Annotated in this window: 12 protein-coding genes; 3 read left to right on the top strand and 9 right to left on the bottom strand. The window is 38.9% G+C overall.

Annotated elements, in window-relative coordinates; translation table 11 throughout:
• The first annotated feature begins 408 nt into the window (after positions 1 to 408).
• On the top strand, positions 409 to 2,151 hold the full coding sequence (locus CBF35_RS00530; RefSeq protein ID WP_126777933.1) for an ABC transporter ATP-binding protein: 1,743 nt from the start codon (positions 409 to 411) through the stop codon (positions 2,149 to 2,151).
• A complete protein-coding gene (locus tag CBF35_RS00525) occupies positions 2,138 to 3,889 on the top strand; it encodes an ABC transporter ATP-binding protein (RefSeq protein ID WP_126777932.1) in 1,752 nt (583 codons plus the stop codon). Before CBF35_RS00530 ends, CBF35_RS00525 begins: the two co-directional genes overlap by 14 nt.
• A gap of 65 nt (positions 3,890 to 3,954) precedes the next feature.
• On the opposite strand, the gene CBF35_RS00520 is transcribed toward CBF35_RS00525, so the two are convergent.
• Positions 3,955 to 4,923 (bottom strand): VOC family protein, encoded by a 969-nt coding sequence (locus tag CBF35_RS00520; RefSeq protein ID WP_126777931.1) that lies wholly within the window; start codon positions 4,921 to 4,923, stop codon positions 3,955 to 3,957.
• Positions 4,924 to 4,969: 46 nt separating this feature from the next.
• Between CBF35_RS00520 and CBF35_RS00515 the strand changes: the two genes are divergently transcribed.
• Entirely contained in the window at positions 4,970 to 5,587 is a 618-nt protein-coding gene (locus CBF35_RS00515) for an alpha/beta hydrolase (protein ID WP_126777930.1), read from the top strand.
• 122 nt (positions 5,588 to 5,709) lie between these two features.
• Here CBF35_RS00515 and CBF35_RS00510 read toward each other — a convergent pair whose 3' ends face one another.
• The 8 genes from CBF35_RS00510 to lpdA are packed head-to-tail and all read right to left on the bottom strand — an operon-like array spanning position 5,710 to position 14,231.
• A complete protein-coding gene (locus tag CBF35_RS00510) occupies positions 5,710 to 6,012 on the bottom strand; it encodes a hypothetical protein (RefSeq protein WP_126777929.1) in 303 nt (100 codons plus the stop codon).
• Between the two features lie 36 nt (positions 6,013 to 6,048).
• Positions 6,049 to 7,107: a butyrate kinase gene (buk, locus tag CBF35_RS00505; RefSeq protein ID WP_126777928.1), complete on the bottom strand. Its 1,059-nt coding sequence runs from the start codon at positions 7,105 to 7,107 to the stop codon at positions 6,049 to 6,051.
• 11 nt (positions 7,108 to 7,118) lie between these two features.
• Positions 7,119 to 8,030 carry a phosphate acyltransferase gene (locus tag CBF35_RS00500; protein ID WP_126777927.1) on the bottom strand — a complete coding sequence of 304 codons (912 nt, stop codon included), beginning with the start codon at positions 8,028 to 8,030 and terminating at the stop codon, positions 7,119 to 7,121.
• Between the two features lie 17 nt (positions 8,031 to 8,047).
• Complete coding sequence (locus CBF35_RS00495; RefSeq protein WP_126777926.1) at positions 8,048 to 9,631, bottom strand: 2-oxo acid dehydrogenase subunit E2; 1,584 nt, start codon at positions 9,629 to 9,631, stop codon at positions 8,048 to 8,050.
• Between the two features lie 18 nt (positions 9,632 to 9,649).
• Entirely contained in the window at positions 9,650 to 10,627 is a 978-nt protein-coding gene (locus CBF35_RS00490) for an alpha-ketoacid dehydrogenase subunit beta (protein ID WP_126777925.1), read from the bottom strand.
• A 2-nt stretch (positions 10,628 to 10,629) separates the two neighbouring features.
• Complete coding sequence (locus CBF35_RS00485; protein WP_126777924.1) at positions 10,630 to 11,733, bottom strand: thiamine pyrophosphate-dependent dehydrogenase E1 component subunit alpha; 1,104 nt, start codon at positions 11,731 to 11,733, stop codon at positions 10,630 to 10,632.
• 19 nt (positions 11,734 to 11,752) lie between these two features.
• Positions 11,753 to 12,796, bottom strand: coding sequence for a PTS sugar transporter subunit IIC (locus CBF35_RS00480; RefSeq protein WP_126777923.1), 1,044 nt, complete (start codon positions 12,794 to 12,796; stop codon positions 11,753 to 11,755).
• A gap of 28 nt (positions 12,797 to 12,824) precedes the next feature.
• Complete coding sequence (gene lpdA / locus CBF35_RS00475; RefSeq protein WP_126777922.1) at positions 12,825 to 14,231, bottom strand: dihydrolipoyl dehydrogenase; 1,407 nt, start codon at positions 14,229 to 14,231, stop codon at positions 12,825 to 12,827.
• Between the last annotated feature and the right edge of the window lie 17 nt (positions 14,232 to 14,248).

Genomic DNA, 14,248 nt, shown 5'->3' with positions numbered 1-14,248 from the left:
ATTTATTAACATTCCGTTAAAAAAACTCTTTACATTCTCATTTAACTATAGTAAATTTAAGTAGTTAAGTAAAAAAGCCAAAATAAAAACGGAAAGGAGTATGACTCATGAAAATTATACTTTTAATTAACTCTAACAAATTAAATATAACTAATCTGAATCAACTATCTCCTTCTACGGTATCTATTTTAGAATAGCTCCACTGTTGTAAACTGCTTTTACAACGCGGCCAAGCTATGTGCTTATCATAAAATTAACCAACCGGTAAAGTGTGGATCATGTGGATTCAACATCTTATGGGTTTTTTTGTGCGCTTTTTTACCGACACCGCAATTATATTGCTCAAATTAAACAGAAAAAATCATTTAACTACAAACTAAATGATTAAACAGTATGGAGTGAATAACTATGTTAAAAACATTTTGGAGCTATATTAAAAAGCATCCAATCATTTACGGAATCGCCACCTTTTTTGCTATTTTATCATCAGGCTTAACTTTAATTCCTAATTTAATTATTCAACAATTTGTTGATGGCTTTGTCGATCAGACATTGACTGCTAAAGGTCTAACTTTCGTTTTAAGTGTCTTCTTTATTAGTGTTGTCATCATTTATGTCGTTGACGTTTTTTGGGTGATGATTCTTTTTGGTCAATCTTTTCGCTATCAAGCTGAATTAAGGCGGGAGACGTATCAAAAATTATTACATTTAAGAACTCCCTTCTACGAACGGTTTCGTTCTGGGGATCTAATGACTCGTATGACCAGTGACATTGATTACTTAGGTGACACTATCGGCTACGGATTTATGTTAATTGTCTCGAATATTACTTGGGCAATTAGTATTTTAACAATTATGATTATCACGACTTCTTGGAAAGCCACGACCATTAGTGTCTTGCCTTTAATTTTATTCGGCTACATCGTCTTCCGCTTATGGAAAAAAATCGATGTCCTCTACGAAGACAACCGTGACTCTGTGGCTAAATTAAGTAATGAAGTTTTGGAAATGGTCGACGGCATTCGCGTGATGCGGGCTTATGGAAAAAAAGACTTAGAACAACAACGTTTTGAGACACGAACAACTGCGGTCCTTAAAAAAGCGAATAATTTAGTCGTTTACAATGGTGCGATTGGCCAAGTTGCTAAATTACTAACTGGTTTAAGTACAGCGATTGGCTTAACTTATAGCGGCTATCTCATTAGCCAAGGCCAGATGACAATTGGTCAATTAATTGCCTTCCAAATTTACTTAGGTATGTTAAGTGGCGCTATCTGGGGCTTATCAGATATTGTTCTCGTCTATCAACAAGGAAACGTCTCTTTTCGGAAAATTCAAGAGTTGCTTGCTGCTGATGATCAATTGGAAAAAGCTGGTGATGAAACAATTTCAGCCATTGATCACATTGAGTTCAGTGACTATCAGTTCCAGTATCCGACAAACGACAGCACAACCTTAAATACGATTGCCTTTGAATTACAACGGGGACAGACTTTAGGGATTGTTGGGAAAACCGGCAGTGGTAAAACAACCTTAGTCAGACAATTATTACGCCAATACCCCGTTAGTACAACCGGGGCTTTGAAAATTAATGGTCGCTCAATCCAAGACTACGACATGACGGAACTGGAAGGCTTAATCGGTTATGTTCCCCAAGAGCATATTTTATTTTCAAAAACCGTTGGTCATAACATTCGTTTTGGTAATCGTCATGCCGATGAACATGAGATGTCTGCTGCCATCGAATCAGCCAATTTCACTACTGACCTTGAGCATATGACTGAAGGCTTAGCAACTTTGATTGGGGAAAAAGGGGTCTCGATTTCTGGTGGTCAAAAACAACGGGTCTCAATTGCCCGAGCCTTAATTCGTAAACCTGATTTGTTAATTTTAGACGACTCATTATCGGCCGTCGATGCTAAAACCGAGCGGGCAATTATTGATAATATCCGCACCATTCGCCAAGATAAGACGAATATCATCGTCAGTCATCGCCTCTCAGCGGTAGCTGAAGCCGATAAAATTTTAATTATTGAAGACGGCGTAATTATCGAGCAAGGAACGCCACAAGCATTAATGGCCTCAAAAGGCTGGTACTACGAGCAATTCATGACCCAACAAATGGAGGTGACGAACAATGACAACATTTAAACGCTTAGTCAGTTATTTTAAATATGAACCTATCCGCTATAGTATCGGTATTTTTCTTTCTTTACTAACAGCAGGCACATCGATTTACGTCCCAATGGTTGGTAAACAAATGATTGACTACGTTTCAAACCAAGTAGCAACTCAATCCTCTGTTGATTTTGGCTACTTGTTACAAAAATTCGGCTTATTCATGTTAATTACGTTGATTAGTAGTCTTTGTGGCTATGCCAGTTACTTACTGCTTGCTTATGCGTCTAATGGAGTTAGTAAAAAATTACGTGATCAAGCCTATGAACATATGCAAAAATTACCGGTTTCTTATTTTGACGATAAACCAGCTGGTAAAATTTCTGCTCGTATCGTCAACGATGTGGAATTATTGCGAACTAACTTTTATTTAAACTTTAGTAATACAGTTATTATTGACCTGCTTACGGTCATTGCAATTTACGTCGCTCTGTACTTAGTTAGCCCGCCGATTGGGATTGGCTTATTAGTACTCTTGCCTTTCTTTGCTATTTGGCAATTAGTTTATGTTAAATTAGCTGCTCCGATTAATAAACGGTGGCGCGAATCTGTCAGTGACTTAAATAGTCATACGGCAGAAATTGTCCAAGGGGTTTCGATTGTTCAACTTTATCATCAACAGGAGCAAATGCTTGAGGAGTTTGAAGAGACGAATCAAACTTGGCTGGATTCCCGCTTAAAAAGTATTCGCTTAGATGCAAGTTTATCTTGGGACTTTTCGACTTTCATTAAAAACTTAGTGATGTTTGCTGTCTTAATGTACTTAGGCACTCAATTTGTCGATGGCATTATGGGCTTTTCGATTGGGACAATTTACGTCATTATTAATTACATCAATCGCTTATTTGATCCTATTTTAGAATTAGTCCGCTTAATGTCAACTTTGCAACAAGCCTTGGCTGGTGGCAAACGGGTCTTTGATTTACTAGACGAACCCGTTGAGACCGACAGTTCTGACATGATTGCCTTCGATCAAGGGCGAGTCGTTTTTGACCATGTTAGTTTTGGCTATGATCCCGCTAAACCGATTTTAAAAGACATTCATTTTACAGCTGATAAAGGAGAAACCATTGGCTTAGTCGGCCACACTGGTTCTGGTAAAAGTTCAATCATTAACTTACTTTTCCGCTTTTACGATCCGCAAAAAGGCCAAGTCTTGATCGATAACCAAGAATTAGCCCAACATAACCGAGAAAGTATTCGCGATCAGATGGGGATTGTTCTCCAAGAACCTTATCTTTTCAGTGGCACTGTTGCTAGTAATATTAGTATGAATGACCCTAAGATTACTAATCAGATGGTTTTAGAAGCCATTGAAAAAGTTGGTGGGAAAGCCTTGATTGCGAAACTACCTTTAGGCATTCACGAACCTGTTGTGGAAAAAGGTCAAGCCTTCTCTTCTGGAGAACGGCAGTTAATTGCCTTTGCCCGAACATTGGCAAGTGATCCTAAGATTTTAATTTTAGATGAAGCTACTTCCCATATTGATACGGAAACGGAAGAAATCATCCAACATGCTATGGAAGTTGTTAAAGCTGGCCGGACGACTTTTATTGTCGCCCACCGTTTATCAACGATTCAAAACGCTAATCAAATTCTCGTTTTAGATCATGGTGAAATTAAAGAGCAAGGGACTCATGAAAGCCTCCTTGCCTTAGATCAGTATTACGCTGAGATGTACCGATTACAAGGGGCTGTCCTTAGCAGCTAAAATAAAGCAATAGGAAAAAGTCATAACTGCCTCTTTTTGAGAGTTAGTTATGACTTTTTTTATGTTTATTTAGACTCTTTATACCTTTCTAGTTTAGCTAATTCCGAAGTAATCGACTCCCGTTTTTCTTCTAAAAAATCTGGCAAATACAAAGGGCTCTCATCAATTGTCTCAACTTCATTAATTGTCGGAACTTTTTTTATTTTAGAGGCTACTTCAAACAATAAATTATTCGGCTCTCTAAAATAAGTTGCATCAAAAAATTCCCGCGGCTGGATACCTGAATGGCTAAAATTACGATTAATAATTTTTTCATTAATTGCTAATAAGTCAGTATAATCAGACACATATAAGGCTAAATGATGAATACCACCAATTCCTTGAATTTCCAAAGGACTTTCCGTATCTTCTATTAAATGAATCTCATGTTTAAACTCACTATTATTATTATTTAACATCGTCACTGGGTAAATCCCTTGCATAACCTCATTAATTTTTGTAAAATCAAACCATTCTGTTAAGATTTTTTCTGTCGCTTTTGGATATCTTAGTCGTAAATGGACGGAGTGAAGGCCGATGATCCCATGTTTTGAGGGAATACTTCCTGTTAGTTTCGGATAAAACAGCCCCCGGCTATTCTCTAAATAAGAAATACCTAAATTCATGCCGTCAGGATCTTCAAAGCGGATAATTTTTGACTCTCCATAATTCTCGATTCCACAATGCTCTATGTTATACTTATCTAAATGCTCTATCCAGTATGCTAGTGACTCCTCTGACTGAACTGAAAAAACGGCTCTTTCAATAGCATTCGTGCCAAAGGTATTTTCTCGGAACGTATTAATTTGAAAGACTGTAAACTCCGTCCCTGGTCGCCCTTGCATATCTGAAAAAAATAAATGGTACATTGTCGTATCATCTTGATTAACAGTTTTCATTAATAAATTCAGTCCTAATATGTCATGATAAAAATCAAATGAACGATGAATATCAGAGACTAATGCTGAAATATGGTGAATTCCTAAACTTTTCATTCAATCATTTCCTTTACTATTTTATTATTTATCTAGGAGGTATCTTATGCAAACATTTGTATCTGAAAACAACTCAGAAAACTTATTCGTCTTATTCCATGGTACAGGAGGAAACGAATTTAGTCTATTATTCTTAACTGGGGAATTAGACCCTCAAGCAAGTATTATCAGCTTTCTTGGTGATCATGGCCTTGGTGTTGAAAGGCGTTATTTTAAGCCATTAATTAACGGTGTTCTCGATGAGGCTAATTTCTTTAAGGCCGTCGATGCTTTTTTAGTTGACTGGGATCAACAAGCTATTAACTATTCTCAAATTACTTTTATTGGTTATTCTAATGGTGCTAATTTCATTCAAGGAATCTTGAGTAAGCGACCTGACATTTGTCAGCAAACACTCTTATTACACCCACAACAATTCAATCTTACGTTCCCAGCACTGACTAAAAAGAGTCCTAATTCACTTTTATTAACCACAGGGGCTAATGACCCACTTGTGATACCTGGGGATATCTTGGCTTTAAGTCACCAATTAGAACAGTCTTTTGCTAAGGTTAAACTTATCCTTTTAGATGGCGAACACGGCATCACTGATAACGAAATTGCTGAAATCAAACAGTGGTTTGAAACGGCGAATTACAATTGTAATATCAAACAAGTCAAATAGCTCAGCTTTAATATGGGTAAGCCTTCCTCTAACAAAACTATGAAAAAAAGGCTTACTCTGGTTGAGAAAGAGTTCATTCAAAAATAAAAACAGCCCCTTCAGTTTCAACTGAAGGGGGCTATTTAAGCATAAACCATAACTAAAAGACCATTTGGATCTGTAATTGCCAAGCTTTTATTTACTTGGTCAAATTTCATATTATCCCAAGTAGTGTAGTATAAATCGAGTAAACCTAAGGCTTGATAGTCAGCCACTCCGGCAGTTAACCATGACATACTTAAAGACATGCCACTGTAATCACTTAAAAAAGATATCGGGACTTTCCTGTCAATCTTTTTATCAGGAACTACAACCTTAAGTTCAACTTGAGCAAAATGACCGTAAACTTCAACAACGTAATCATTAAATTCAAGAATATTTTGCATCTGCGGAAACTCCTTTCCTTTAAAAAGCTTTAATGACTAAAATTCTTTGGCTGTTTCTTCACCTGAAAGGACTCGGAGAGCACCATTTCTTAGAGCTTCCATCTCAAATTCACCAGGAATACTAGAAACTGGCGCTAGAAATTCGACTCTTTCTTTGACCCAGTCAACTAATCTATCTGAATAAGCTAAGCCACCAGTAATCACAATTTGGTCAACGTTGCCTTTTAGGACCGTGGCAAGTTCGCCAATTCCTTTAGCTACTTGATAAGCCATTGCTTCGAGAATTAACCTAGCTTCATCGTCGCCATTGACAATTCGTTCTTCGACTTCGATGCCGCTATTTGTGCCAAGGTAAGAAATCATACCACCTTCTTTACGAGTCCAAGCAGTTATTTCCTCTTGTGTTTTTTCGTAACAGAACGGAATGAATTCTTTTAGCGATAAACTACCAGTTCTTTCGACTGAGAAAGGACCTTCATCATCTAGAGAGTAATCAACCATGCGACCATTTTGATGGGCACTAATCGTTGAGCCACTACCTAAATGAGCAACAATTAAGTTAGCTTCTTCATAAGGTTTATTTAAATCTTCAGCGGTTTTTAAAGCAATCGCTCGCATGTTTAACGCGTGACCGATACTCGTTCTTGGAACACCTTTCAGACCTGATACTCGGGATAGTTCATGGTATTGATCGACAGTAATCGGATCATAAATCATGGCGATACAGTCTTTTGAACTTTTTTCTTTAAAGCCGTTAGCTAAAATTGCCCCTAAGTTTGAGGCATGATGGGTTTTTGTCCCATTAATTAACCACTCAATCATCTCTTCATTAACCATATACGCCCCCGCATCGACCGGTGGCAAGGCACCGCCGCGGCCGACAGCAGCATCAATTTCCGTGTAATCAATCCCTTCCTTTTCTAAGAAAGACTGAATTAAGGCCATGCGATAATCGTATTGATCCGCAATCCTTGGGAATTTTGATAACTCACTTGTTTCATGAAAGACGTTTTTGTTTAAAATTTCTTTTTTATCTTCATAGTAGGCTACTTTCGTTGAAGTAGAACCTGGATTAATGACTAATACTTTCTTCACAAAAATCCTCCTTACATTGCACAAGCAATCATTAATGAATTGATTTTTTCTTCTGTTGTTGAACCTCTTGACGTAATAATAATCGGCACTTTAGCTCCTAGAACGAGGCCCGCCATCTTACCTTTACCAAAAGTCACCATACTCTTGCCTAAAAGATTTCCAGCAACAATATCTGGCACTAATAAAATATCAGCTTCGCCAGCAACTGGACTTTGATAGTCTTTCTCTTTAGCAATTTCTTTGCTTAATGATAGATCTAAAGAGATTGGTCCTTCAACAGTTACATCACCAAAGTCATTTCTTTCAAATCGCTCTTTTAAAATTACCGCATCTGTTGATGCTTGTAACTTAGGGTTCACGTTTTCACTAGCATCTAAGACTGCCACATTCGTATGCACATAACCTAATTTTTTAGTTAATAGTAAGGCATTTAATAAAATATCTTCTTTCGTATTCACGTCAGGAGTTAACATCATCCCGCCATCTGTTAAAAATAATAATTTATGATAGTAAGGAATTTCATTAATCGCTACATGTGACAAGGCTGCTGATTCACGAATCCCTTTTTCCTTATTAACGACCGCTTTTAGTAAGTCTCTTGTTTGAATGTGACCTTTCATTAAAACATCACCTAAGCCATCACGGATGACAGAAACTGCTTTTTCAGCAATTTCTGGGTCACCAGTGACATCGATTATTTCCAGTGTTTTAATAATTTCAGGTGCAATTTCCATTTTCCCAAGGAGGTCGACAATAACCTTTTCCTCGCCAATCAAAATCGGAATCAGCAATGCTTCCCGATACAAAGCCATCACAGCTGAAAGGGTATGGTCGTCAGTTGCATTTGCTACAACAACTCGTTTAGGAGTACTAGCCGTACTTGAGAGTTGTTTTTTTAATGCATCAAATGATGCTAATACCATAAGTACACCTCCATTAATTAATTTTTAAGTAACATTAAGTTTGGATCTGCTAAAGCTTTTTTGAATTCTGCTAAAGCACTTTGAGCTTCTACCCCATCAACTAAACGGTGGTCAAAGGCGAATGACAAGCGCATAATTTCAGCGACTTCCATCTCACGATCAGCATTAACAACGACTTCATCAGCAATTCGAGAAATTCCCATAATCATTGATTCAGGGTAGTTAATAATCGGTGTTGACCAGACGCCGCCAGCTTCTGGCATCCCACCAATATTTGTGATTGTGGCAGAAGAGCCACTCATATCGGCACGAGTTAATTCATTAGCTAAGGCTTTTTTCGCTAAACGATCAATGTCTTCAGCAATTTCAAAGACACTTTTACGGTCAGCATTTTTGATGACTGGCACGAATAACCCGTGCTCTGTATTAGTTGCAATTCCGATGTTAATATTACCTCGGTGAATAATCTCTGATTTTTCCATATTAACTGACGCATTCAATGATGGGTATGCTTTCAGCATCGCCACCATGGCTTTAACTACATATGGCAAGAATGTTAAGCGAACGTTGTCAGCTTTGGCAACTTCTTTATAAGCATTACGGTGTTCAACTAATTTTTCAGCTCGTAGTTTATCAAAAACTGTCACATGAGGAATTTCTGTCCGACTTGTCACCATGGCTTTGGCAATGGCACGACGAGTTGGTGTCATTTTTTCTACCCAATCTTCGTTTGTTGCTAAGACTGGTGCTGGTTTGCTTGCTACTTTTGCCTCTGGTGTAACTGCCGTAGCAGCCTTATTCCCAGCTGTTGGTGTCGCTGTTTCAGTAATAACTGAGCCACCACCATTTAAGAACGTATCCACATCGCCTTTTAAAATTTTGCCATTCGGACCAGTTGGCGTCACTTGTGACAGATCAACTTGTTGTTGTCTTGCGTAGCGTCTCACAGATGGTAATGCCCGAACTTTCGTTGAAGGCTTGCCCGTTGCCACAGTTGAAGTGACTGCTTGTGAAGCTGAGACTGGTGCTGCTACTGTCGTAGGCGTTCCTTGATTACTTGGTCCACCTTCAGCGGTCTTGATTTCAATAATGCCTTCATCAACTTTGGCAATTCCTTCTGGTACTAGTAGTTTAACGACTGTTCCAGCTACTGGTGACGGAATTTCCATTGATGATTTATCGTTTTGGATTTCAACTAAAGGATCATCTGCTTTAATCACATCGCCAGCTTTGACTAGCCATTGAATGATTTCTGCTTCAACTAACCCTTCACCAACGTCAGGTAATTCAAAGATATAGTTACCTGTACTTGGGGCTGTTTCTACCACAGCTTCTGCAACTTCAGAAGTTGCCGCTGGGACAATTTTGCCAGTTTCGATTTCGATAATTCCTTCATCGACCTTTGCAATGCCTTCTGCAACTAAAATTTTAGTAACGACACCAGCTACTGGTGACGGAATTTCCATTGATGATTTATCATTTTGGATTTCAACTAAGGCATCATCTGCTTTCACAACATCGCCTTCTTTGACTAACCATTGGATAATTTCTGCTTCGACTAGACCTTCACCTACATCTGGTAATTTAAAAATATAAGCCATGAGTACTCCTCCTTGTTTTTATTCAGCTAAAGTTTTTCTTACTTGTTCTTCAATAATTGAAGCGTTCGGTAACCAGATTGATTCTGCTTGACCGAATGGGAAGTGACTATCTGGCGCTGCAACCCGACCAACAGCTGCTTCTAGGTCGTACATCGCCCCTTCAGCAATCTCAGCCATAATATGGTTACCAATCCCAGTTAAACGTTGGGCCTCTTGGACAACTACCACACGACCAGTTTTCTTAACTGAATTTAGAATTGTATCAATATCAAATGGTGCAACTGTTCTCAGATCGATTAACTCAACTGAGACACCGTCTTTTTGTAATTTTTCAATTGCTTTTTTAGACTCATGAACCATTGCTCCGTAAGTCACAATAGTGATGTCTGACCCTTCTTGGATCACGTGAGCTTTATCTAAAGGTAGCTCATATGACTCTTCTGGAACTTCTTCAGTAATTGAGCGGTATAATTTTAAGTGCTCTAAGAAGTAAACAGGGTCGTTATTTCTAATCGCTGAAGTTAAAAGCCCTTTGGCATCGTAAGGACCACTTGGGATCACGATTCGTAAGCCAGGTGATTGGGCAAATAAGCCTTCTAAGTTATCTGAGTGAAGCTCTGGTGTTCCTACGCCTCCGCCAAAAGTTGAACGAATCGTTACAGGAACGCCTTCACGACCAGCCATCCGGTAACGGTGACGGGCTAATTGACCGAGTAAACCGTCAATTGCTTCCATAGTAAAGCCTGAGAATTGAATTTCTGGCACTGGTCGGAAGCCGCCTAAAGCCATACCCATTGCCATGCCCATAATGCCTGATTCTGCTAAAGGTGTATCAAAAACGCGGTCTTCGCCTAATTCAGCACGCATGCCATCAGTTACCCGGAAAACCCCTCCGTTAGTTCCTACGTCTTCTCCAAAAACTAAGATTCTTTCATCACGTTGCATTTCTTGTGTTAAGGCTTCGTTAATCGCCTGTACCATATTTTTAACTGCCATCTTTAGTTTTCCTCCTTCGCTTCATACATTTCAATTTCTTTTTGGATACGAGGTGTTGGTACTTCGTATACGTTTTTCAGTAATTGTGAGACTTTCATTTTAGGTTCTTTGTCAGCCAAATCTAAAGCTTCATTAACTTCTTTCGTCGTTGCTTCAATGATTTCTTCTTCCATCTCTTCATTCCAAAGGCCTTTTTCACCTAAGTAAGAACGCATACGAATTAAGAAATCTTTCGCTAACCAAGCATCAACTTCGTCTTGTGAACGGTATCTTGTTGGGTCATCAGATAACGTATGGGCACCAAAACGATAAGTTAATGTTTCAATCACTACTGGACCATTGCCAGCCATTGTATACTCACGAGCTAACTTAGTTGCTTCGTATAAAGCCAGTGGGTCCATCCCGTCAACTTGAATTCCAGGAATTCCAGCTGCAGCTGCTTTTTGAGCTAAGGTGCCTGCTTTACTTTGCAACTCACGGGGAACTGAGATGCCGTATTGGTTATTTTGAATAATAAAGACTGATTGTGAGTTAAACACTCCTGCGAAGTTAATCCCTTCGTAGAAATCTCCTTGTGATGAGCCACCGTCACCGATGTAAGTGAATGACACTTGATCTTTTTCGTCTCGACGGTAAGCATAGCCAAGACCTGCTGCTTGGACAATTTGCGAACCAATAATTGTTTGAGCTGGTAAGCCCATTACACCTTCTGGGAAAATATTCGCTGCCATGTGCCCTCGATACCATAGAACAGCATTTTTCATTGGCATGCCGTGGTGGACTAAAGGAATCATGTCACGATAAGTCGGTAAGACAAAGTCGGTTTTCTTCATTGCAAACAAGGTAGCTAATTGTGACGCTTCTTGACCTTCAGATGGCGGTAAGTTACCAATACGACCTTGACGTCCAGCTAAAATCAGGCGTTCGTTAGTCGTTCTTCCCCAAACTAAGACTTTCATTAAATCAACTAGCTCTTCATCTGTTAAAGAACTCTTCATGCCTTTATTAACAATTTTTCCTTTTTCATCCAAAATTTGGACTAAGGGAATTGCTGCTTCACTTTTTTTAACCATTTCATCAAATAATTTAAACTCTTGTTTACTCATAACGTTACTCTTCCTCTCTTTAGTTAAAATCTAATTTATAATCCTCTGAGCTTGCGATACCTAATTTTTCATTGAATAGATAGTTAAAGGCAAGACCTAGTAAAACTGGAACGACTAAGAAAGCGATAAATGTTGTAATGATGTTGCCAACGCTCCAACCACCATCTTTTAAAGCTAAGGCATTGATTGGTCCGATTAAACCACTGAAGCCAAAGCCAGCACTAAATGGCGTGCCTTGTAAGTCGAAGAAGGCTGCTAAAGAACCGGTAATTGCGGCGCTACAAATAACTGGTAACATAATTTTTGGTTTTTTCACTACATTAGCCATTTGCATTTTCGGTGAGCCGATAAAGTGAGCTAAAGAAGTTGGCACCGCATTGGCTTTCCAACCTGCGATACATAAACCAAAGCCAGCTGCACAAATCCCTAAGTTCGCCGCACCAGAGGCAATCCCTGTTAAGGAAATCGCCGTAGCAATCCCAACAGTTGCAATTGGTGAAACAATCATCATGGCAAACATCACGGCAATGGCAATTGTCATTGGCACTGGTTGTAATTCTGTTAACGTTGCAATAAATTGACCAAACATCGCTGTCAGGCTTTTAACGAAAGGTAAAATCAGGAAGCCTAAGCCACCGCCAACAACTGTGACAATCGTCGGAATAACTAAAATAGTAAAGGCTTTCAACTTCTCCCCTAGTAAAATAATGATTAGGGCAGCAATGGCAGCTGTCAATCCTGTATTGATCACATCACCAGATCCTTGAAAAATAAAACCACCTTCTGGATTGACACGAGCAACACCTGAACCAACTACACAGGCCATGCCTAGGGAACCAATTTGAATCGGGGTAAACTTAAAGTTGATTGCGACTGCAACACCAACGACAATTGGCATCATCGTGGCAGCAATGCCCGTTGCTGTTAAGGCAAATGACCATCCTAAAGCTTTGGATAATTCACCGAGTAAGGCCCCAGGAATTAATGAAACAACCACACCTAAAGCTACTCCGTTTAAAATATTCATCGTAAAATCTTTTGGTTTCAGACTTTTAATTGACATAAGATCAATCTCCTAATATTGATTTTTTTTAAATATGAATTGGTAAACCTAAACCGACTTCTGCTGCTTCCATAATTGTTTCACTAATCGTTGGATGTGGGTGAACTGTTAATGATAAATCTTCTAAAGTTGCACTTGTTTCAATTGCTAAGGTGACTTCAGAAATTAAGTCACTGGCATTCGCTCCAGCAATTTGACCACCTAGAATTTCACCAGTGTTTTTATCACTGACGATTTGGACTAAGCCTTCTTCTTTCCCCATTGACAGTGCTCGACCGTTACCTTGGAAGGGGAACTCTGAGACTTGCGGGTCAAAGCCATTTGCTTGGGCTTCAGCTTTAGTAAAGCCTGTTGAAGCTAATTCTGGGTCAGTGAAACAGACTGCAGGCATTGCTTTATAATCGACTGCTACATCTTGGCCACTAATTGCTTCAGCGGCTACCTTGCCTTCGTAACTTGCTTTGTGGGCTAAGGCAAGACCGGGAATAATATCGCCAATGGCATAGACGTGGTCTAATGTTGTTCGACATTGCTCATCAACTTTGATTAAGCCGCGTTCGTCAACTTCCACACCAATTCTTTCTAAACCTAATTCACTTGTATTTGGTTTACGACCAACTGAGACTAAAACATAATCACAAATAATTTCTTTTTCTTTGCCAGCTACTTCATAAGTTACAGTAACATTGTCAGCTGAGTTCACAGCTTTCTTAGCTAAGGCATTCGTTTCGATTGAAACATTCACTTTTTTAAATGATTTCTCAACAAACGAAACAAGTTTTTTATCAAAGTTTGGCAAAATTGAAGATTGCCCTTCAAGAATCGTTACTTCTGTTCCTAAATTAGCAAAGACACCGGCTAGTTCACTACCGATATAACCACCACCAATGACGACTAATTTTTTAGGTAACTCTTTTAAGTTAAGTAAACCAGTTGAGTCTAAGACGCGTTTGCCAAATTTAAACCCTGGAATTTCAATTGGCGTACTACCTGTGGCAATGATGACATTCTCAAAGAGGTACGTGTCTCCTCCAAACTCACCCATGACACGGATTCTATTTTCATCCATAAAGTAACCTGTTCCTTCAAGAACTTGAACTTTATTTTTCTTTAGTAAAAACTTAACACCATCTGTTAATTTTTTGACTACGTGATTGTCTTTCCAGTTTTGGACTTCTGAAAAGTCTAATGTGGTATTTTCTGATTTAATTCCCGCGAATGGAGAATTCTTAGCACTACTATAATGATGACTTGCTTCAATTAAAGCTTTTGAAGGAATACACCCAACATTTAAACAGGTCCCTCCGATATTTTCTTTCTCAATTAGTGAAACTTTTTGTCCTAATTGAGCTGCTCTAATCGCTGCCACGTATCCCCCTGGTCCAGAACCAATCACTACTGTTCCTAAACTAGATTCAAAATCGCCGACAACCATTCCGACACACCCTTTCT

Origin of the sequence: Vagococcus salmoninarum, from assembly GCF_003987495.1 — a bacterium.
GTDB lineage: Bacteria > Bacillota > Bacilli > Lactobacillales > Vagococcaceae > Vagococcus_D > Vagococcus_D salmoninarum.
This window is presented reverse-complemented; position numbering and strand designations above follow the sequence as displayed.